Source organism: Roseofilum sp. (assembly GCF_982964205.1).
The window spans coordinates 10,446-29,831 of sequence record NZ_CEZBFX010000042.1 but is presented as its reverse complement, the minus strand read 5'-3'; the positions used below and the strand labels follow the sequence as shown (position 1 = coordinate 29,831).

At 43.8% G+C, this 19,386-nt stretch carries 13 protein-coding genes and 3 pseudogenes; 5 read left to right on the top strand and 11 right to left on the bottom strand.

What is annotated here, in order from left to right; genetic code table 11:
• Window positions 1–60: 60 nt before the first annotated feature.
• A complete protein-coding gene (locus AC3A14_RS12435) occupies window positions 61–1,557 on the bottom strand; it encodes an SLBB domain-containing protein (protein WP_318733178.1) in 1,497 nt (498 codons plus the stop codon).
• Window positions 1,558–1,720: 163 nt separating this feature from the next.
• Between AC3A14_RS12435 and AC3A14_RS12430 the strand changes: the two genes are divergently transcribed.
• Window positions 1,721–2,239, top strand: coding sequence for a protein-tyrosine phosphatase family protein (locus AC3A14_RS12430; protein ID WP_318733179.1), 519 nt, complete (start codon window positions 1,721–1,723; stop codon window positions 2,237–2,239).
• Between the two features lie 15 nt (window positions 2,240–2,254).
• Here the strand turns inward: AC3A14_RS12430 and AC3A14_RS12425 are convergent, their stop codons facing one another.
• Entirely contained in the window at window positions 2,255–3,004 is a 750-nt protein-coding gene (locus tag AC3A14_RS12425; protein WP_318733180.1) for a phycocyanobilin:ferredoxin oxidoreductase, read from the bottom strand.
• Window positions 3,005–3,158: 154 nt separating this feature from the next.
• Between AC3A14_RS12425 and AC3A14_RS12420 the strand changes: the two genes are divergently transcribed.
• Complete coding sequence (locus AC3A14_RS12420) at window positions 3,159–3,356, top strand: TatA/E family twin arginine-targeting protein translocase (RefSeq protein WP_318733181.1); 198 nt, start codon at window positions 3,159–3,161, stop codon at window positions 3,354–3,356.
• Here AC3A14_RS12420 and cphA read toward each other — a convergent pair.
• Together cphA and AC3A14_RS12410 are read right to left on the bottom strand one after the other, a co-directional pair.
• Window positions 3,353–5,977, bottom strand: coding sequence for a cyanophycin synthetase (cphA, locus tag AC3A14_RS12415; RefSeq protein WP_318699105.1), 2,625 nt, complete (start codon window positions 5,975–5,977; stop codon window positions 3,353–3,355). The two genes, AC3A14_RS12420 and cphA, sit on opposite strands and share 4 nt — an antisense overlap.
• Window positions 5,978–6,161: 184 nt before the next feature.
• The gene (locus AC3A14_RS12410; RefSeq protein WP_413039152.1) at window positions 6,162–7,043 is read right to left on the bottom strand and encodes a cyanophycinase; all 882 of its coding nucleotides are present in this window, start codon (window positions 7,041–7,043) and stop codon (window positions 6,162–6,164) included.
• A 220-nt stretch (window positions 7,044–7,263) separates the two neighbouring features.
• Between AC3A14_RS12410 and trmD the strand changes: the two genes are divergently transcribed.
• Window positions 7,264–7,959, top strand: coding sequence for a tRNA (guanosine(37)-N1)-methyltransferase TrmD (trmD, locus tag AC3A14_RS12405; RefSeq protein ID WP_487779012.1), 696 nt, complete (start codon window positions 7,264–7,266; stop codon window positions 7,957–7,959).
• A gap of 177 nt (window positions 7,960–8,136) precedes the next feature.
• On the opposite strand, the gene AC3A14_RS12400 is transcribed toward trmD, so the two are convergent.
• Together AC3A14_RS12400 and AC3A14_RS12395 are read right to left on the bottom strand one after the other, a co-directional pair.
• On the bottom strand, window positions 8,137–9,552 hold the full coding sequence (locus AC3A14_RS12400; RefSeq protein WP_318701216.1) for a radical SAM/SPASM domain-containing protein: 1,416 nt from the start codon (window positions 9,550–9,552) through the stop codon (window positions 8,137–8,139).
• Window positions 9,553–9,595: 43 nt separating this feature from the next.
• Window positions 9,596–9,826 carry a hypothetical protein gene (locus tag AC3A14_RS12395; RefSeq protein WP_318736297.1) on the bottom strand — a complete coding sequence of 77 codons (231 nt, stop codon included), beginning with the start codon at window positions 9,824–9,826 and terminating at the stop codon, window positions 9,596–9,598.
• Window positions 9,827–10,016: 190 nt separating this feature from the next.
• Here AC3A14_RS12395 and AC3A14_RS12390 point away from each other — a divergent pair, with 190 nt between their 5' ends.
• Window positions 10,017–11,408 carry a helix-turn-helix domain-containing protein gene (locus AC3A14_RS12390; RefSeq protein ID WP_318701215.1) on the top strand — a complete coding sequence of 464 codons (1,392 nt, stop codon included), beginning with the start codon at window positions 10,017–10,019 and terminating at the stop codon, window positions 11,406–11,408.
• 28 nt (window positions 11,409–11,436) lie between these two features.
• Window positions 11,437–11,655 (top strand): annotated as a pseudogene (locus AC3A14_RS12385) (tRNA (guanosine(37)-N1)-methyltransferase TrmD); the annotation flags it as partial.
• Window positions 11,656–11,662: 7 nt separating this feature from the next.
• On the opposite strand, the pseudogene AC3A14_RS12380 reads toward AC3A14_RS12385, so the two are convergent.
• The 5 genes and pseudogenes from AC3A14_RS12380 to AC3A14_RS12360 all read right to left on the bottom strand — a co-directional run.
• Window positions 11,663–11,790, bottom strand: a pseudogene (locus tag AC3A14_RS12380) (Uma2 family endonuclease); the annotation flags it as partial.
• A 54-nt stretch (window positions 11,791–11,844) separates the two neighbouring features.
• Window positions 11,845–12,228 (bottom strand): annotated as a pseudogene (locus AC3A14_RS12375) (alpha/beta hydrolase); the annotation flags it as partial.
• 455 nt (window positions 12,229–12,683) lie between these two features.
• Window positions 12,684–13,874, bottom strand: coding sequence for a 1-deoxy-D-xylulose-5-phosphate reductoisomerase (gene dxr, locus AC3A14_RS12370; RefSeq protein WP_318701213.1), 1,191 nt, complete (start codon window positions 13,872–13,874; stop codon window positions 12,684–12,686).
• A 119-nt stretch (window positions 13,875–13,993) separates the two neighbouring features.
• On the bottom strand, window positions 13,994–14,548 hold the full coding sequence (locus AC3A14_RS12365) for a zinc ribbon domain-containing protein (protein WP_318734128.1): 555 nt from the start codon (window positions 14,546–14,548) through the stop codon (window positions 13,994–13,996).
• Between the two features lie 82 nt (window positions 14,549–14,630).
• Complete coding sequence (locus tag AC3A14_RS12360) at window positions 14,631–19,118, bottom strand: CHAT domain-containing protein (protein WP_487779011.1); 4,488 nt, start codon at window positions 19,116–19,118, stop codon at window positions 14,631–14,633.
• Window positions 19,119–19,386 lie beyond the last annotated feature (268 nt).

Below are 19,386 nucleotides of genomic sequence, written 5' to 3'. Positions count from 1 at the left end.
CCTCTCAATTGACAGCAGTGTAACAGTAAAACTGATGGCTGAGGAGCATGATTTTATCAATTAAAATAAATCATCAAATAAACGATACACCGTTCTGGGAATCGAAAAGATTCCGCCTACGGTTCCTAAGACATTAAAGACTGGACTTACAGCATTGCCCAATTCAGCTACACGGGATGGGGATACAACAATTGTATCGTTATTACGCAAGGCTGGATTATTCCCTTCGTCTAGCGCTCGGCTAAAGTCAATGGAGACTTCTCGCTTGCTGACGGTCCCATTGGGATTCAGGCGGATTAATTCCACTGAACGTTCTCTGGCATTGTTATTGAATCCTCCTGCCGCTAATAAAGCCTGGGCTAAGGGGGTATTGGGGAGTATTTCTACCCTGCCCGGTCTGATAACTTCTCCGACAATATTAACGTTAATTACTTGTGGGGAAAAGCTGGTTGAAGCTAGTTCCGTGGCTTCATCTGGACTTAATTCAGTCGCTGTGCCAATGACAATAGTATCCCCTTCTTGGAGAGGCATATCCTGGCGCAAATCACCTTCTTGAAGCAGTTTCCACAAATCAACATCAACAATTTGCTCTTTTCCCGATTTGGTTAACCGGCGCACTTGAATATTGCGAATATCAGCTTGTTCTGTGATACCGCCGGCTGATTGAATGGCAGCAGTCACGGTAACATCATTCTCTTCTGAGTTATTGTTGATGGTATAGGGGCCCGGTCGATTTACTTCACCGACGACTGCAATTTTTAAGGGGCCTGAGTCCGCACCGGCAAAGCTGGCATTCGCTAAAATACTACTTTCTTGTAAATCTACATCTGCGGCCGTAGGAATAAAGATCCTATCGCCATCTCTTAATAAGAGGTCTTGACTCAGATCGGCAGTTTGTAATAACCTCCACAAATCTACCGTAATGATCTGATCGCTATCTTGTTGACTGGGACGAGAGCGACGGACTTGAATCCTTCGGATATCCGCTGCTTGAGTAATTCCTCCAGCTAAATCAATCACACGGGTAACAGTTGGCAGAGCAACTTCTTCATTTCCATCTAAGGACATGGAGTATACGCCAGGACTATAGACTTCTCCCGCTATCCCCACTTTCACAGGACGGACATTAATTAAGCTCAGGGTAACAATGGGGTTCCGCAGATAGCGAGACATAACTGTAGCTATTTTATCTGATGCTTGAGGAAAAGTTAAGCCTTGCACTTGCACTGCACCTACAAGGGGTAAATTGAGGGAGCCATCAGATAAAATCAAAAATTCGCCGCTATATTCAGGGACGTTAAATATATCAACTTGTAGCCGATCGCCTGCTCCAAGGGTATAGCCTTCATCTACGGGCAAGGAAGTGGGGACGGGGGCAACTGGACTTTGAGCTAAAACGAGGGCGGGGAAGCTACTCCAGGTGAGACAAGCAGCCAAGGCGATCGCCCCAGAAGATCGTATCCATTTTACCCATATGTTTTTTCTCTGCTTTGTTTTTAAGGGACTTAATCGTTTTGGTTCTTGAGCGATCGCCTTTGCCATTATCAATTTAGCCATATATGCTTTTTTTAAAATTCAACTCTATACTATTGGAGATATAGTTTAACACTCAACACCTTCTGGTGGTTGACGATTACTACATCAGCCTTAACAACTGAAATTCCGGAGGTTTCTTACCTCCCCTTGATTATAGTAATGATCTGAATCGTTCCTGACTATCGTGATTTCATTCTGGAAGAAATTAACTCAAAAGTCCCCAGGGCAACCTCCAAACCGTAAAGATCGATTTTGTTGTCATTGGGTTTTACCTGGAAAATTGGCGATCGGCCCCCTGCCAATCCATAAAAACCATTATGTCCGTCTACAAGAAGAACAGATTGAAGCCATTCTCTCCCTCTGTCCAGAGGCAGAAGGTGCAATCCAACCTGAATTTAAGAACCAATTTCAGTGTCTGTGCTATCCTTTGCCCGATAGTCACTATCAAGAACCATTGAAACCTGAAGACTTAGCTGAAGCGGTTAAGCTGGTTCACCAAACCCTGGAAGAAGGAAAATCTCTTTATATCCATTGCTTTGCGGGTATAGAGCGATCGCCTACGGTATGCCTTGCTTATCTGTGTCGCCACCAAGGTCTTGAACTCTGGGAGAGCCTACGATTCCTCAAGGAAGTCCATCGCCGTAGCGCTCCCACAGAAACTGAACTTCAGGCAATCCAAGCCTATCTCAAGTCCCCATTGTAGTCTTTTTAAAGCAATTTAAACTACACAATCTTCCGGGCTTTCAACGTAATCAAATAGCACTTTATTCATATAATTATCTGCCCATTCGCGGCCAAACGCTTTTTCTAAAACTCGGCGAGTTTTATCATTTTGTTGTTGTTGGGTACAGTAATAGCGTTGACCGGCCAAAATAGTCTTCTGTTCTCCGGCTGAAACTGGTTGCGCGGCGGCAGCTTGGGCACAATGAATTTTCATAAACGCCTCTACCCGTTCGACAAAATGAACTTCTTCCGCTTCATTTTCCGGGCGAATAAACAAACAAAACTCGGAAAAAATATCTGCCCAAGGGGGGAGCTGTCGATATTGGGCAAATTCTGGTTTAGGTAAAGATTGCAGCGCTCGATAATAGGATTCTGGCAAGGTGCGGTTAGGATTCACTGGAGACAAATCGGCGATCGCCGCACTAATCTGTCCCTTGCCCGCCACTAAATCGCAACCAAACATGGGCAAATTATAATTCGGTCGCGGAAACATCACACAATGGAGAATATCCAAACCCTTGCCTAGCTTTGCCAACTCCAGATGAATCTTCCGAAACTGAGGCGTTTGATAACATTTATTTTCAATCGTTAGCTTCTCCCCCTCTAGTCGTCCCTCCACATAACCTAACTCTCCAGGCAAATCATAGGGTTCCAGCTCTAGATAAGTTTTCCAAACCTGCTCTAGAGTATCGGCCAACTGCCGAATTAGGGGATGTTGTTGCTCTCTCAATACCACTCGTGACATAACCAGACCTTCACCCATTCAAGACATCAGCAAGGGACTTCCAAAGGATGCTAACCTTTAAGCATATCAGTATACCAGGTTGCTTGATCTCGCCAAAACCCTCTCCCTAGGGTAGGCAGCAGCAACCCTTCACTCTATAGCTCAGGGAACCCCTATGTTTGGTCTCGGATTACCAGAAATTGGCATTATTGCTGTGGTTGCTCTGCTCATTTTTGGGCCTAAAAAAATCCCCGAAATGGGTAGATCTATGGGCAAAACCATTCGTGGATTTAAAGCAGAAATGAACAGTGAGTCAGAGTCAGAGGTTGACTTCACTTCAGAAGCCAACCCTTCGGACTCACCAAAATCCTAATTTCTAGACGGAAGGCGGCTCTCAATTAAGCGAATTGCCCGTGAAACTGTCTCCGGCAAAATGACAACTAAGCTCTCCTTGGGAGCCGAATCTAAAGCTGTATTAATGGCATCGGTTTCATTGAGAATTACCTCATACTGACATTGGCGATCGCACTTTTCAATCCCCTTAGCGATTAACTCAGCCGCATGTCCGCGAGACCGGCCGCGAGTATCGTCATCCTCTTTAACAATAATCCGGTCAAAAATACCCACCGACAGCTCCCCAAGGGTAATAAAATCCTCATCCCTGCGGTCTCCAGGACCGCCAACCACGCCTATGCGCTCTCCCGGCCAGTTTTTCACAAATTGCCCTAACGCCTTATAACTGTGGGGATTATGGGCATAATCGATCAAAGCACTATAATCACCAAGCTCGAATAAATTCATCCGTCCTGGGGTTTGGCTCGATGAAGCCTCAAACGTCTCCAACGCTGCTCGAATATTCTCAAGACTCACTCCATAGACAAACGCGGCTAAACTTGCCGCTAAAGCATTCGCAATCATGAATGGAGCCATTCCCTTCATCGTCATTGGAATATCTACCGCTTTACTAATCCTCATTTTCCATTCCCCTTTCAGGATCAGTAAGTCACCCTTGTCATAAATTGCCGCCATACCCCCTTGAGCCGTATGCCGTTTAACCACCTGGTTATCCGATTCCATAGAAAAATAGGCAATATTGCATTTTAAGCGTTCTACCATGGCACAAACCAGAGGATCGTCAGCATTAAGAACAGCATAACCATCGGGTTTAACGGTTTCGGCTACCACAGCTTTCACTTGAGCCATTTGTTCAATGGTATTAATATCTCCTAGTCCTAAATGGTCAGCCGCCACATTTAAGACTACGCCCACATCCGAGCTATCAAAGGCCAATCCACTACGCAAAATGCCACCGCGAGCTGTTTCTAGCACAGCAATTTCTACCGTCGGGTCTTTTAGAATTAATTCGGCACTTTGCGGCCCCGTATTATCCCCTGGCTCTGCTAAATAATCCCCAATGTACGTGCCATCTGTAGTCGTATATCCGACCACTTTGCCCGTTTGTTTCATGATATGGGCTGTGAGGCGAGTGGTTGTTGTTTTGCCATTAGTCCCCGTTAGCGCCAAAATAGGCACGCGCGATGGCGTGCCCGGAGGAAACAGCATATCCATCACTGGTGCAGCAATATTCCGGGGAAGCCCATAACTCGGAGCTGCGTGCATCCTAAAGCCAGGAGCTGCATTAACTTCTACAATCACACCATCCGTTTCTCGCAAAGGGCGGCTAATATCAGAAGTCACGATATCAATTCCGGCAATATCCAAGCCAATAGTTTTCACCACCCGTTCAGCTAACCAAATATTTTCGGGATGCATTTCATCCGTTCGGTCAATAGCAATCCCCCCCGTACTCAGGTTAGCCGTTGCCCGAAGCATACACCTTTCATCTTTTTTGGGCACACTATCGAGGGTATAGCCTTGCCGATCTAGCAAGTTCATACTATTTCGGTCTATTTCAATTCGAGTCAGAACATTGTCATGCCCTTGTCCTCGCCTGGGGTCACGGTTCGTTTCTTCAATTAACTCAGCAATGGTAGATTTTCCATCTCCAACCACATGGGCTGGCACTCGTTCAGCAACCGCGATCACTTTACCATTGATCGCGAGAACTCGATGATCGTTGCCTTCATAATAGCGTTCTACAATGACTCGACGGGTTTTAGATGCAGAACTGGCATCATCGTAGGCTAATTCTGCTTCCTCAAACGATTTGACATTGATGGTAATTCCGCGGCCATGGTTACCATCAAGGGGTTTAATAACAAGAGGATAGCCGCCGACTTCATCAATAGCATCTTCGAGTTCATCAAGGTATTCAATTACAGTCCCTCTAGGAACGGGAATACCCGAATCCCGAAGAATCTTTTTAGTTCCTTCTTTGTCACAGGCCAGTTCTACACCCAGAATGCCAGTTCTATTACTGAGGGTGGCTTGAATTCGTTTTTGGTATACCCCATAGCCCAATTGGATCATAAATCGGGCACTCAGTTGCATCCAAGGGATATCACGGGCTGTGGCTTCTTTGACTAAAACATCGGTAGAGGGACCCAGGGCTGCATCTGCCCAAAGTTCTCGTAAGTCTTGTAAATCTTGTTCTAATTCCGAGAGGGGATAACTGCCCGTCTCGACAATGCTTTGGCACAGTCGGACAGCCGCTCTCCCTGCATATCGACCTGCTTTTTCATCCAAGTATGCAAAGACGACTTGATACACACCTGAATCAGCAGTTTCACGAGTTCGACCAAAGCCAACGCTCATTCCGGCCAGGGTTTGCAGTTCTAGGGCAACATGCTCAACAATATGGCCCATGTATGTGCCTTCTTGAACTCTTTGTAGGAATCCTCCCCGATATCCTGGGGCACAATAGTGTTCAACTAAACTGGGTAAAGCTTGGGTGAGACCTTCATAGAAACCGGGAATTGTATTCGAGGGTCTTTCGGCTAGATCTTCTAAGTTTAGGCGTAGGATCACCAATTTGGTTCGGCGAATACTCCAGTAATTTGGGCCACGTAAGGTTAGGGTTCTGAGGATTTTCATGGGGCAGATGGATCGCGCAATGCTAGGGATGCTAAGGACGGCAAGCTGCTATGGCAGATAGGTTGATACAGGTTGTTAGTTAACGATTTTGACATCCTGATTCCACCCTCTGGTAAGCATGAAGGGTAAAGTGGATGAGAAACTGTTCACATTGGACAGTTCTTGGGATTTAACTCGACATTGGTCAGTTTCCGGTTTGGCCGGGATCGATAATGATTTCTCTTGAGTGCATATTGTAGTGTCCTCCATGGCAAAGGATATGAACCTTGAGGTTGCAGATACTTAGGGGATCGGTTGCACCAACGATGTGTTCATTGTTGAAGAGGAGATTTCCAGGATCGACGATGGTGACGGTGCCTTTGCCAATGACAGATAAGAGTCCATCCCCTTCAACGATCGCGCAGGTATCTTCGTCTATACCGATGCCGATACGGTCTGAGTAAGCAGATATGGCACTGATTAGTCGAGCCATACGATTACGGTTATGGAAATGTTGATCGACGAGCAGTTCGGGCACGATCGCCAACCCCGTCGTTACATCAACCAGGGAACGATTGGGGGATTCACCACTGCCACCACCAGCAATCATATATTCTCCCATAACAGCGGCCCCAGCGCTTGTTCCAGCTAGGGTAATTTGACCGGCTTGGGCCTTTTTACGCACGGTTTCCATCACTGGAGTATCGGCCAGAAGTCCACATAACCGCAGTTGATCTCCTCCAGTCATGAAGACTCCGGTACACTCTTCGAGGAACGTTTGCCATTGGGAGGCACTGGCACTTTCCCGGTCTCGAATGTCAAAGACCATGATATCTTTAGCACCCATATCTGTAAAAATGGTGCGGTAGCGATCGCCCACCAATAAGGGTTCGCGAGAGGCTGAGGGGATAATCCCTAGTTTGGACTCTTTCCCCCCAGAGCGGTTAAAAAAGGTTTGCAGAATTTCTCGACCATGAATTTTGTCCTCTGCACCGCCAATGATCATGATTGAGGTTTTGGTCGATCGAGGAGCCTGTGGCGATTGGGGTTGGGATTGAAACTTTAACATGGAACTGACTTTACACATCATGGTGACTTATGGGGATTAGAAGAGACATTTTAAAAAAGGATTCTCTTCTGAAACGGTCAACAAGGGACTAGCAATGGGTTGAGCCATTCAACCCTGAAGACCTTCAACCTCTGGGATTTCAGGTATCTTCTATGCTATAGCTTAATGGCCAATAGATAATCTAATCACAGGGAAATCCGCTCTCTGTGATGCTAGTTCAGTTGAATAGGAGTCACTCTTGCGATTCGATCTCATTACATTGTTTCCTGATTTTTTCTCGTCCCCCCTGAGTTCAGGATTGTTGGGCAAGGCTCTTGCCAAAAACATTGCTCAGGTTTATTTGACCAACCCCCGCGATTTTACCACTGATAAGCACCATAAGGTAGATGATGAACCTTATGGGGGGGGGGTAGGAATGGTGATTAAGCCAGAACCTATTTTTGCAGCGGTGGAATCTTTACCGCTGAGGAATCATCGTGAGGTGCTGTTGATGACTCCCCAGGGAGAGCCTCTAGAACAGGAATTGTTTAAAACTTGGGCGAGGAAGTATGACCAGTTGGCGATTATTTGCGGCCATTATGAAGGGGTAGATGAGCGGGTGTTAAGTTTGGTGACTCGTGAGGTATCTTTGGGGGATTTTGTGCTAACAGGAGGCGAGATTCCGGCATTGGCGATCGTTAATGGGGTGATTCGGCTGTTACCGGGAACAGTGGGAAAGGAGGAGTCTTTGAAGGCGGAGAGTTTTGAGGCGGGATTGTTAGATTATCCTCACTATACTCGACCGGCTGAGTTTCGCGGCCAGAGGGTTCCTGATGTCCTGCTCTCAGGGGATCATGGTCGAATTGCCCAATGGCGCTACGAGCAGCAGATCAAACGAACGAAGGAGCGACGACCCGATTTGTATGAAGCGTGGTTGGAGCAAGGAAAAATTTGAAAGTTATGTCACATTTTTCAATGGGTTATCAACGGTTGCCCTCATCTCCAACCCCCCTTCCTCTGCGCCTAATCTTGTCGGGGTTTCATTGAACTACAATTATGCTTATGGTTAATCGAATTAACTATAGCTCTGCCAGAGGGGAGGAAGGAAAAAGAGCCATCGCTCCTCATGACATCACGAAGCACTACCAGTAAATAATTCTGGCTTAGTTTTAACGTAGTGTTCCCAGGCAATATCTATTTCTTCCAGGAAAGGCATACAATGAATTTTTTCTGGGTAGTTAAATCCCTCAAAAGCACAACCACCAGCACAGATGAAGCAGATTTTGCAGTTACGACAGTTGTCTAAAGTCATAACGTTTCGTTCTGTCCATTGAGCTATTGATGAATGATTCAATTCAAAGTTTGGATCGTAGGTTCCAATACGAAACAACGGATTACCAACTGCCTCAAGACAGCTATAAATATCCCCTTTGGAATCAAAGATGTACATTTTTCTCACATCTTCACAGCGATAATAATTAGGAAAACGGGGTTTCTTATTCACCATGTCTTCTACATAACTAAAACCCAAAAAGTGACGGATATCAAAAACATCTCTGATTTCTGGATTTCCTCTAATGAGACACAGCAATTCAACCAGTAAACTTGCTTCATTATTTTCAGGATAATCATCTAAATTATTATGATTCGTGACGGGAGATAAATAAGCATGAAAGTTTGGATGATTGCACCAGCCTTGCGTTTGAATGAACTTAGCCAACTCAGACATATAGTTTACATTGTTTATATCTAAATTAACCCGTAAAACGATTGGCCAGTTAGCTGACAAAGCTGCGTCAATTCCCGAACAAATTTTCTTAAATGAAGGCGTACCATTACGAAAGCAACGCCGTCGATCGTGAATTTCAGCAGATCCATCTAAAGTCACTTGGATGTGCCGACAATTTTCGTCTAAAGAACGAGTTTCCACAAACTGAGTTAATTCTGTTCCATTAGTAATAATATTATATTTCCATTGTAAAGCACCTAGACGTTCAAGTAAGTATTCCAGAACTTGTAAGTTCGCTTTATTCCGTAATAATGGTTCACCTCCAGTGATTGTAATTTTTGGAAACCTCTTGTTTTTTATGAAATCCTGGACTTTTTCTTGATGATTGGCAATCACATTAAAGGCTAGATCTACTTGTTTTGAGGTTAAAGTTGAACCTGAATCTGACTTGTTTTTTTGAAAGCAGTAGGGACAATCTAAATTACAGTTCATAGAAGTTATAAAACCATAATGACTGCTTTGCAAATTTTCAGACATTCCATCTCTATTGAATGATTGTTTAAATGCCGTTTCAATCATTACTTCTTCTGAGGTGGCTTCAGTCCAAAGATATCCCCTATCTATAAAATAATGTAAAATATCTGCACTTAAAACGTTCTCATCGATTGTTCTGGTTTTTTCTCCTGCCTGAAAAACTGTATAAATGTTTTCATTAACTTGAGTCGATGCGCCCAAAAACAGATTGCTCAATAACCTGACTGGCTTTCCAGTGGCTGTTCTTGTCTCAAATAAATGATTGTATTTACTTAAATAGTACATATGCTTTATTCTCCGTTACAAATAATGAATCGCATAAACTGAGTTATGATAAGTGTCCATGAACACAGCACCAGTCACAACAGAAGTCACAACAAGTGCAATATTTATTAAAACCTGGATTCGTATCACCATCGAATAGCTCAAACATTTCCTTGTACAATCCTTGAGAAATTTCTCCAAAAGGCAGTTCCGAATCAACCGATTGGGTGTCCAGGGTTAGATTAGAATTTCCTGGCTGAAGAGTTTCTGTACTAACAGAGATAACTTGAGACATGAGCTTTTAAGGTTGATTGACTTTTAAATGGTATTTGATTGATTGAGGGTTAGGCAATAGGAAAATGTAATATTTAGTATGAACTTTTCTGAGAAAAAAATGAAGTCCATTTGGGAACTATCACTAAATGTCAGCAATCATCGGAAAATGTAGGATATAATCAGAGCTACTCTGACATGGGCGAGAGAGGATGAATCTTAAGGAAATGTTAAAACTCGCAGATGAGTTGGTATTGGTTAAGACAAATCAGCACCTTGATGATTTGCAAGAAGCGGTACTTCGAGGAACAGTCCAAGGTAAGACATACCAAGAAATAGCTGATAAATTTCGCTGTTCTGAAGGTCATGTTAGGGATGTAGGTTCTAAATTATGGCAAATACTCTCAGAAATGTTGGGGGAAGATGTCCATAAATCTAATTATCGAGCTACAATGGGAAGATTACAAGTTTCTATTATATCTTCCAATTGCGCCAAAGACTTTGCACAGATTAGTAATTACAATTTTTGTAGGGATGCCTACCACCAGTCAAATATACCCAATACTCAAAATCATTCCACAAACCCTGGCAGCAAAGCAACGGAAAACCTGCATCAAGATTTGAGTGAAATGCCAGATTTCCCGATTTTTTATGATCGCACAGATGAACTCAAAACTCTGAAAAAATGGATTCTTCAAGAAAAATGTCGTCTGATTACTATTGAAGGAATAAGTGGCATTGGTAAAACAACTCTGGCAACAAAAATAATCCGAGAAATCAAAGATGAATTTGACTATGTGGTGTGGCGGACTCTAGAAAATTGCCCAACGCTTGCCCAACTAGAAACGAATCTAATCGATTTTCTTTGCCAGCAACCAGAAATCCAGTCAGCTCCTCAAGAAACTAGGGGATCATCCCTGCGTAAATATCTGCAAAAATATCGCTGTTTATTGATTTTTGATGATGTTCAAAATCTATTTTGTCCTGGAAAGCTTGCAGGAGAATATAAACCGGAAATGCAAGATTATGGAGTTTTCTTTAAGCAAATTGAGGAATTATCTCATCACAGTTGTTTGTTGCTTATTGGTTGGGAACAACCGAGAGAAGTTGCCCAGTACAAAAGCAAATACGATGCCGTTCGCAGCCTTAGACTGACAGGGTTAAACTACAAAGTGGCTGTAAAAATATTGAACGATCGCGCGATTGCCAGTTCTGAGATTAGTCAATCGCTGACTTCCCTCTACCAAGGGAACCCTTTATGGTTAAAAACATTGGCAACTTTAATGGAAGATTTAGAATTCAGCCCCAGTGAGTTATTTGTCGAGGACAATATTATACTACCTGAAGATTTAAAAGATAATTTAGCTCAACAGTTTAATCGGTTATCGGAAACTGAAAAAGAAGTCATATTTCTGTTGGCGAGAGAGGGCAAACCTGTTAACCTAGCAAGATTACTAGAACATCAATCCATCTCCTCCTCAGACCTACTAAATGCTTTACAATCTTTAACTCGGCGTTATTTAATTCAAAAAGAGGAAAAATTTTATGCCTTACAGCCAGTATTACAGCATTATGTGATGAGTTTGATGCCAAGTAGAAATTAATGGCGATGAATGGGATGCAAACTTGAACACGGTGGGAAAGGAGGAGTCTTTGAAGGCGGAGAGTTTTGAGGCGGGATTGTTAGATTATCCTCACTATACTCGACCGGCTGAGTTTCGCGGCCAGAGGGTTCCTGATGTCCTGCTCTCAGGGGATCATGGTCGAATTGCCCAATGGCGCTACGAGCAGCAGATCAAACGAACGAAGGAGCGACGACCCGATTTGTATGAAGTGTGGTTGGAGCAATGATTGCTTGTTAAAACGAAAGTTTTTGGAATAGATCGGCCACGGGTAAGGTAAAGCCAGGAATCACCTCTTCACCGTCTAAAGCGTCAACAGATTTCAGCAGGCGACGGGTTCTTGGGCAGAGCGATAAACCAAGACAGACTCCTCTTCTGTCACTCTGGGAAAAGTAAAATCGAAGTCCAATCCTAAAACTTAGTCAGGGCATGATGTTGAGAGATCGCAAACTAACAGAAACTCAGAAATTTTGTTTTTTTCTGAAATCCTTCCCTCTGGATCGGCAGCCGATAAGACTAAAGCTGAACGGATAGACGAGCCACCATTAAATCGGGAGTCGGTTTGTAATATTTTTCCTAAATCAGTAATCATTCCTCTACCCATGGGAGAAGAGAAAAACTTGGACATGGAAAGCGGGCTAACTTTAATCTCTCCGGGTAATCCTTCTTCTAAAGCGGCTTCTGCCTCTAGGGGAGAGGTCAAAACTTGCCGAAAATCTTCTTGCCCCTCTGGACTGAGAAATTTAAGATAAAAACCGAGTTGGTTGCTTACTCTATCATCTTCAGCAAAGGCTTCTAGATCTCTAACCGATAAATATAGCGTTTCTCAAATAGATGAGGTACAATAAAAAGTATGCTTTCATTGACCAGTTTTTTACTCCTCTCTTCTAATGTACCTCACTAATTCGATAAAGGCTATATAATTCCAAGGAGCCATAACTTAACACAATTCTTTCCGCGCTATAACTCGGAAGGGCGGTAAAAATAGCTGTCGATATAGTTAAGATTCCAGCAGTTATACTTTGAAGAATTCCTAATCTTTGAACTTTTCCCCGGATTCTTGACCAACTCTTGATTTTTATAAGAAGACAACTCCTCAAGCTTTAGAATATATTTCTATAGAACTCTTTCCAAAATACTGAGGTAGGGCTTCTAATCCAGAGCAGTTAATTAACGTCAGTTAGGAAAGACAAGGGGCCGGAGGCCCCTTGTTAAGTGCAACTTCATCAAGAAAGAGTAGCAATCCTTATTTGCGACTTAACGCATCACTAAAGGAGTACTTTTTACTCCATCTGCGACTTCTAAGACCATTTGTCTGGCCCATTGATCTGCCTCTAGAATGTCATCTAGAGAAGGATGGGAGGTATTCTGGGATTGGTGGCGATCGCACACTTGTTCAATCACCTTGGGAATCTCTAAAAAGCCAATTTTCTCATCTAAAAATAAAGCGACTGCTTGCTCGTTGGCTGCATTTAACACCGCAGGCATCGATCCCCCAGCTCTACCCACAGCATAGGCTAATTGCATACAAGGATATTTATTGTGATCTGGGTTTCTAAAGGTTAAATTACCTACTTTAACTAAATCTAAGGTTTCCCAATCTGTATAAATTCGCTCTGGCCAAGATAGGGCATAGAGCAGAGGTAAGCGCATATCTGGCCATCCCAATTGCGCTAAAACTGAAGTATCCTGAACCTCAATTAAGGAATGAATGATACTTTGGGGATGAATCACAATCTCGATATTATCGTAATCCATACCAAACAAGAAATGGGCTTCAATTACTTCTAGCCCCTTGTTCATCAAGGTTGCTGAATCAATGGTAATCTTGCGCCCCATTGACCAATTGGGGTGTTTCAGGGCATCACTGACCTTAGCTTGAGCTAACTTTTCTACGGGCCAATCTCGGAATGCTCCCCCAGAAGCAGTTAAAATAATCTTACGCAAGCCTCCTTCAGGAACACCTTGCAAACATTGAAAAATTGCTGAATGTTCGGAATCTGCGGGGAGTAATTTCACTCCATGTTCTTCTACCAAGGGTAATACAACTGGCCCGCCAGCAATCAGGGTTTCTTTATTGGCTAAGGCAATATCTTTACCTGCTTTAATCGCTGCTAGGGTAGGGAGAAGTCCAGCACAACCGACAATTCCGGTGACTACACTTTCGGAATCACCATAACCAGCGACTTCAACTACCCCCGTTTCTCCAGCGAGTAAAATAGGTTGGGGATCAATAGAGGCGATCGCGGCCTTTAATTCAGGTAGTTTATCAGGATTGTGAATCGCAACAATTTCTGGGCGAAATTGCTTAATTTGTTGGGCAAGTAAGGTGATATTATTGCCGGCTGCCAATCCAACAATGCGGAACCGATCGGGATGTTCTGCGACAATATCAAGGGTTTGAGTACCTATCGAACCGGTGGAACCAAGGAGTGTAATTGCTTTCACGAGATTTTTTTTAATGGGGGATCACACAACCCACTATACCAATTAACAATTAATTAATAATTCATAATTTGGGTAATAGGGAATAGACAAGAGGCAATCTTCCCTATCCCCCCATCACTTTAGCCCAAACGATGTCCACAACTGGAGCAAAACCGATCTTCTGGTTGTATCGCTGTACCGCATTGACTACAAAAGCGCCGTTGAGGAGTTGTCGAGGAAGAAGCAGAAGGGGAGGTTGATCCCATTTTCATTTCCATATTGCCTATTTTCATTTCCATGGGGGCAAAGCTCATTTCCATATTGCCCATTTTCATAGGTTCCATGGTTTTCATGGGTTCCATGGGTTTCATGGTTTGGAAGGTATTGGGCATAGCGTCAACGGTTTGCAAGGCGATCGCCTGTTGCTGTCCAGAAATATTGGTTGAACTGAGCATACTCATTTGGGTTCCTTGAACTTGAATGAGGCGATCGCCTCCAGAGGTTTTTATCTTAACCACCACTCCACCCCCAGTAGCAAACACTTCTGGAGCACTACTCCAAGTGCCGGTTTCCCAAGAATTGCTCGATTGCTGTTGTTGTCCTGGACTACTGGCGATCGCCGTGACTACAGTTTGCATCCCTGGATTATCCAAGTAGATTCGATGCCCTGCACCCAACTCACACATATAAGTCATCTTTGTTCACCTTGAAGCTTTCTCTTAAGATCTAGTGTAACGTCAGTTTTAGATCGGTTAATTGTTTAATAATGAATTGAGATTACCAAGGTGAACCAACCAAGGTAAACCCAGACCAAAAATAAGGATGGCTTAGAACTTCATCATCCATATTTTTGAGACTATCTGGCAAAGGAATGGGCTGTTCTAAGCTAGGAACAATCAACTGTCCTTCTTTAATTTTAACCAATCCTTGAATCATTTCCTGTTGACTTTTTTGCAACGCTTGCGCCTTGATATCCGAGTGTTTGAGGTGAGCATAAAATTCACTCATTAATCCCAAAGTTCCTTCATCACTGACATACCATAAACTGCCCAAGGCTGTTTTCACGCCTGCTTGAACGGCTAATCCGGTAAACCCTAATTCTGCATCCGGATTCCCTAATGCTGTGCGACAAGCACTTAAGACTAAAAGTTCAACCAAGGGATTTTTTAAGTTGAGTTGATCGAGCTGATTGAGTTTGAGTTGACTATCCCACAATTGAATATAGGAATTTTCTGGACTCCCTGGGCGAAATTCACCATGGGTTGCCAAGTGAACAATACTATACTTTTCTTGCTCGCGACTGTCGATCAAGTTATTGAGTGTAAATCCTTGATTGAGAAATTCATTCCCTCTCCAAGTATTGACAATGGTGTTAATCTCTATCGGTACAGCCGGTAAGGGAGCAAGTTCAGTAAATTCGGATGCACCCATAGCTAATACTTGAGTGCCCTCAAACTTAGACAAATTTGTATTTGTTAAAGTTAGATTAGGCATAATTGCCAGACTGTACTGTTCGATTAAGAACTGATTGCCATCATAGAGAGCAGCCATGGGCAGCGATCGCAAGCCTGCGGTTAAAACAAATCCTAAATTCTCGATCTGTTGCCTGTTCAGTTCCTCTTCTAGCGGGCGAATAATCCAATCATAGAGTTGCTCAGACGAACTTAAATAACTGGTCGTATATCGTCTGCGGGGATTAGTGATTTCTAACGTTAACTCCCTAACTTGCTCTAATACCTGTGCCTCTGTTGCCCCTGCAATAATTTTGCGAAAAGGTTTACCTTCCGGCGTTATCATCATCAATTCTAGATATTGCGCTTCTGGCTCAGTCTTCTCAGTAATCTCTGCTTTATTCTGAGCGTTAATCACCTCTGGCACATAAAAACCTACATAGATAATTGCACTTCTGACTCCTGTCTGCTGCTCCATACGTTCCAAGATCTCTTGACTCTCTCGAACCGCATGATATTGAACTCCTTGCAAATCTAAATTGAAATAATTAACATACTCATTACTCAATTGTTTCTCTCGCTCCTGAATTACCACATTAAATTCTTGTGGAGACATTAAATTACCCAGGTTCACAACCCTTATTTGTTCTTTCTTTTCATCTGATTCTCGATCGGCACTTACATAGGAAATGGGGGTGTTGGCACTGCCGTCAATATGATTTTGAAGACTCAAAGATGAAATTTCTGATGTTTCTACTGAATGCACAGTAGGCGAATGTAAAACAGGATTTAATTGGGAGATATTAGGATCGAGATTAAGAAAGGTTCCAATTTCTGCTTCTGGAGGGCTAGGGAACTTAGATAGTTCAAAGCCAGCCGTAAAATCAAAGACTTTAGCAATTTCAACTTCAGAATCTTCTAAAGAACTTGTATTGTGAGTCTCTGATTCTATGGATTCTGAAGGGTTAGTCTCTACGGCATTAGAGGGGGTTGGTGTTTGTGATTTTGGCGATAGAGTATTGGCATTAGAATTATCCTCTGACGAACCTTGATTGCTAGCTGTGGACGTTGGAGTAGGAGTTGGTGTTTGACTCGCTTCTGGTGTTGGTGCAGGTATAGGACTTTGCTCAGGTGTGGGTATGGGATTGGGAATAGGCAAAGGAACTGGAGTGGGAGACGGACTCGGACTCGGTATTGGCGAGGGAGTAGGATTGGGAGTGGGAACTGGACTCGGATTCGGTATTGGCGAGGGAGTAGGATTGGGAATGGGAACTGGACTCGGATTCGGTGTGGGAGAAGGAGTAGGGTTGGGAATGGGAACCGGACTCGGTGTGGGAGAGGGAGTAGGAGTAGGATTGGGAATGGGAACCGGACTCGGTGTGGGAGAGGGAGTAGGAGTAGGATTGGGAATGGGAACCGGACTCGGTGTGGGAGAGGGAGTAGGAAATGGACTCGGTGTTGGTTCAACAATCACGCTGCCAGGTGTGCCGTTGTTGGCACTCGCATCTAAGCTTCCATGGGCGATCGCCCCATTTCCCGATATAATCCTCAGTGTAATATCACCCGCATCCCCATTTTGAGTGCTTGAGTTAACATCTCGTGCTGTAATATTTCCTTGTTGAGTTTCAAAGGTAATATTGCCTGATTTCCCATTTTGTGTCCTCGAAACGGTAAGATCATTAACGGTAATGTTCCCTTGTTGCGTTTCAAAGATAATATTTCCTGCATCTCCATTGTGGGTACTCGCATCAGTAACACCATCAACAGTAATGTCCCCTTGTTGCGTTTCAAAGATAATATTTCCTGACTTCCCATTTTGTGTGCTCGAAATATTCAGACCACTGGTGGTAATATTCCCACTTTCTGCAATAGTTAGCTGAATCTCTCCACCATTTCCACCTCCCTGACTGACCCTTGAGTTTAGTTCTCCTGTTGTTATATTGCCTTGACTTGTACTCAGTTCAATCGTACCCCCATTACCTATTTTAGTGAATGTATTCACATTTCCTGTCGTAATATTTCCCCCAGAAGCAGTTAAGGAAATATTGCCCCCTCCTTGATGAGAGTGGGCATCCAAATTGCCTGTTGTAATATTTCCCGAAGAAGCGGTTAGAGAAATATTTCCCCCAGGTTGATTATTGCTAGTATTTAAGTTTCCGATGCTAATGCTGGCTCCAGAAATATTGATCTCTCGACCCGGAGCAGTCAGAGTAGCGGAGGAGTCCATAATAAATGAACCTTGGTTATCTGTATCCGCATCAGCAATAAACGTAATCGATCCCCCTTGGACAAAATCAAGAGAAACTCCACTAGCGATGGTAATATTGTTGGTCGCTTGTAGTTCTATATTGCCATTTTGTTGCTCTAAGACCCCAGCATTGATCGTAATATCTTCATTCGGAAGGAGGTCAAACTGAATAATGGGTAATTCTGGTTCAATATCATTCGGTTGGGAAGAATCGTTAGAAATAGTGATATTTTTGGGGTCAAGTAGAAGTGTTCCCTGCTCTCCATTGACAGCGCTCAGATCGACGTTTCCTTGAAAGACTAGGGCATCTTTACCAGAAATTTCGACAAATCCACCATTTCCCCAAATCGGTCCTCCAGTGGCTTCTACTGTGCCGTAAAATTGGGTAACTTCATCTGACCAAATAATGATTTCACCACCGTTTCCCTGATGGGTGCTATTGGACTGAATCAGGGTTTTGCTATCAATAAGGGTATGGGTAGCGTTGGGTTGGTCTCCTTGTCCTTGAAATCCTCCCCCAATGCGGATGGTTCCCCCTTGAGAAGGACTTGAAGCGTTGAGATGCGCGTTGATAAGACCGACGTGTTGACCAAAAATGCTCAGGGTGCTGGGGAGACTATTGGGATTGGAGGTGGAAACATCCAGCGTTCCAGAGGCGATCGCCACTCCTGGTGTTTCAGGTACAATCATTCCTGAACCCGTTAAAATCACCTGTCCCTGATGGTTAATGTGCAGTTGAGAAGCGTGATCGATTCCTGAGTTGGAGAGTAAGGTAGCTAAATTGGGAGCAATGAATGGACTAGGATTAGGACTCAGGGGTAAATCTAAGCTCAACAAATGACCGGGCTGAGAAATCTTTACCCGTTGCGCTCCTGGAATAGCTGTAACAGTAAGGCTTCCTCCAGGAGCGGTAAGAGTTCCGGTATTGAGTGCTGTTCCTCCCATCAGGGTTAAGCTCTCGCCGGCTGCAACTTCTAAGTTTCCTAAGTTAACAATTACACCAGGATTGGCAGTCTGAAACTCAAAAGTCGTGGGTTGACCTATCAGTGCGTTATAGTCATTCGATCCCAAGACTTGAAACCAATTGGTCTCTCCATTCAGTCCATCAAATCCAAGGGCGGTGGCGGTGCTGGCATGAAAAGCAGCCGGGACGTTGAGACTGGCGTTGGAGCCAAAGACAATACCGGCGGGGTTAACCAGATAGAGGTTCGGATTTCCCCCACTCACTTGTAGTAATCCGTTGATAACTGAAGGATCTCCACCATTAATACGACCGAGGATATTTTGCAGGTTGGGGTTGGCCAGGAAGTTAGCAATTTGTCCTGGAGAGAGTCCAAATTGGGTAAAGCTATGAAAGAGGTTGGCTCCATCTGAAGAGACCTGACCGCCGGTAATTTGGTATTGGTTACCGATCGCCTGCACTTGCGTTCTTGTCCCATCAGGAGCCGCTATAATCGGAGCGGGTTGGGCTGCTCCTTTGACAGACCAGAAAACACTGAGCCAAGGACAAAGGCTAAGGACTAGAAGGGTTGAGCCTGAAGATAGGCGAGGGAAAAATGCGGCCATGGTAGTTTTTTAATCTTGGAGGATAAAAGGAAAGTTAAGACAAATGGCGCTAGTAGAGGTTATGCCCTAAAATGATTTACGATCTTTGCTCGGCGATCGCACTTGCCCATTTTAACTCAGCAATTATGGGATCATGGGCAATTAAGTAATCACCGTCCTCCAGGTCTCCGCATCAACGAATTCTTCCCATCTCCCCATTCCCTAGGTGCGATCATTACCACTGTCATTGTTCGCAGAAAAGTGTCAGAATTAATAAAACTTTACGAAA

Excerpts from the sequence above, each read along its gene's own strand:
- AC3A14_RS12410 (WP_413039152.1), bottom strand. The coding sequence starts at position 7,043 with ATGTGTAAAGTCAGTTCCATGTTAAAGTTTCAATCCCAACCCCAATCG.
- AC3A14_RS12400 (WP_318701216.1), bottom strand. The coding sequence starts at position 9,552 with ATGTACTATTTAAGTAAATACAATCATTTATTTGAGACAAGAACAGCC.
- cphA (WP_318699105.1), bottom strand. The coding sequence starts at position 5,977 with ATGAAAATCCTCAGAACCCTAACCTTACGTGGCCCAAATTACTGGAGT.
- AC3A14_RS12420 (WP_318733181.1), top strand. The coding sequence starts at position 3,159 with ATGTTTGGTCTCGGATTACCAGAAATTGGCATTATTGCTGTGGTTGCT.
- AC3A14_RS12365 (WP_318734128.1), bottom strand. The coding sequence starts at position 14,548 with ATGACTTATATGTGTGAGTTGGGTGCAGGGCATCGAATCTACTTGGAT.
- AC3A14_RS12435 (WP_318733178.1), bottom strand. The coding sequence starts at position 1,557 with ATGGCTAAATTGATAATGGCAAAGGCGATCGCTCAAGAACCAAAACGA.
- AC3A14_RS12360 (WP_487779011.1), bottom strand. The coding sequence starts at position 19,118 with ATGGCCGCATTTTTCCCTCGCCTATCTTCAGGCTCAACCCTTCTAGTC.
- AC3A14_RS12395 (WP_318736297.1), bottom strand. The coding sequence starts at position 9,826 with ATGTCTCAAGTTATCTCTGTTAGTACAGAAACTCTTCAGCCAGGAAAT.
- AC3A14_RS12425 (WP_318733180.1), bottom strand. The coding sequence starts at position 3,004 with ATGTCACGAGTGGTATTGAGAGAGCAACAACATCCCCTAATTCGGCAG.
- AC3A14_RS12390 (WP_318701215.1), top strand. The coding sequence starts at position 10,017 with ATGAATCTTAAGGAAATGTTAAAACTCGCAGATGAGTTGGTATTGGTT.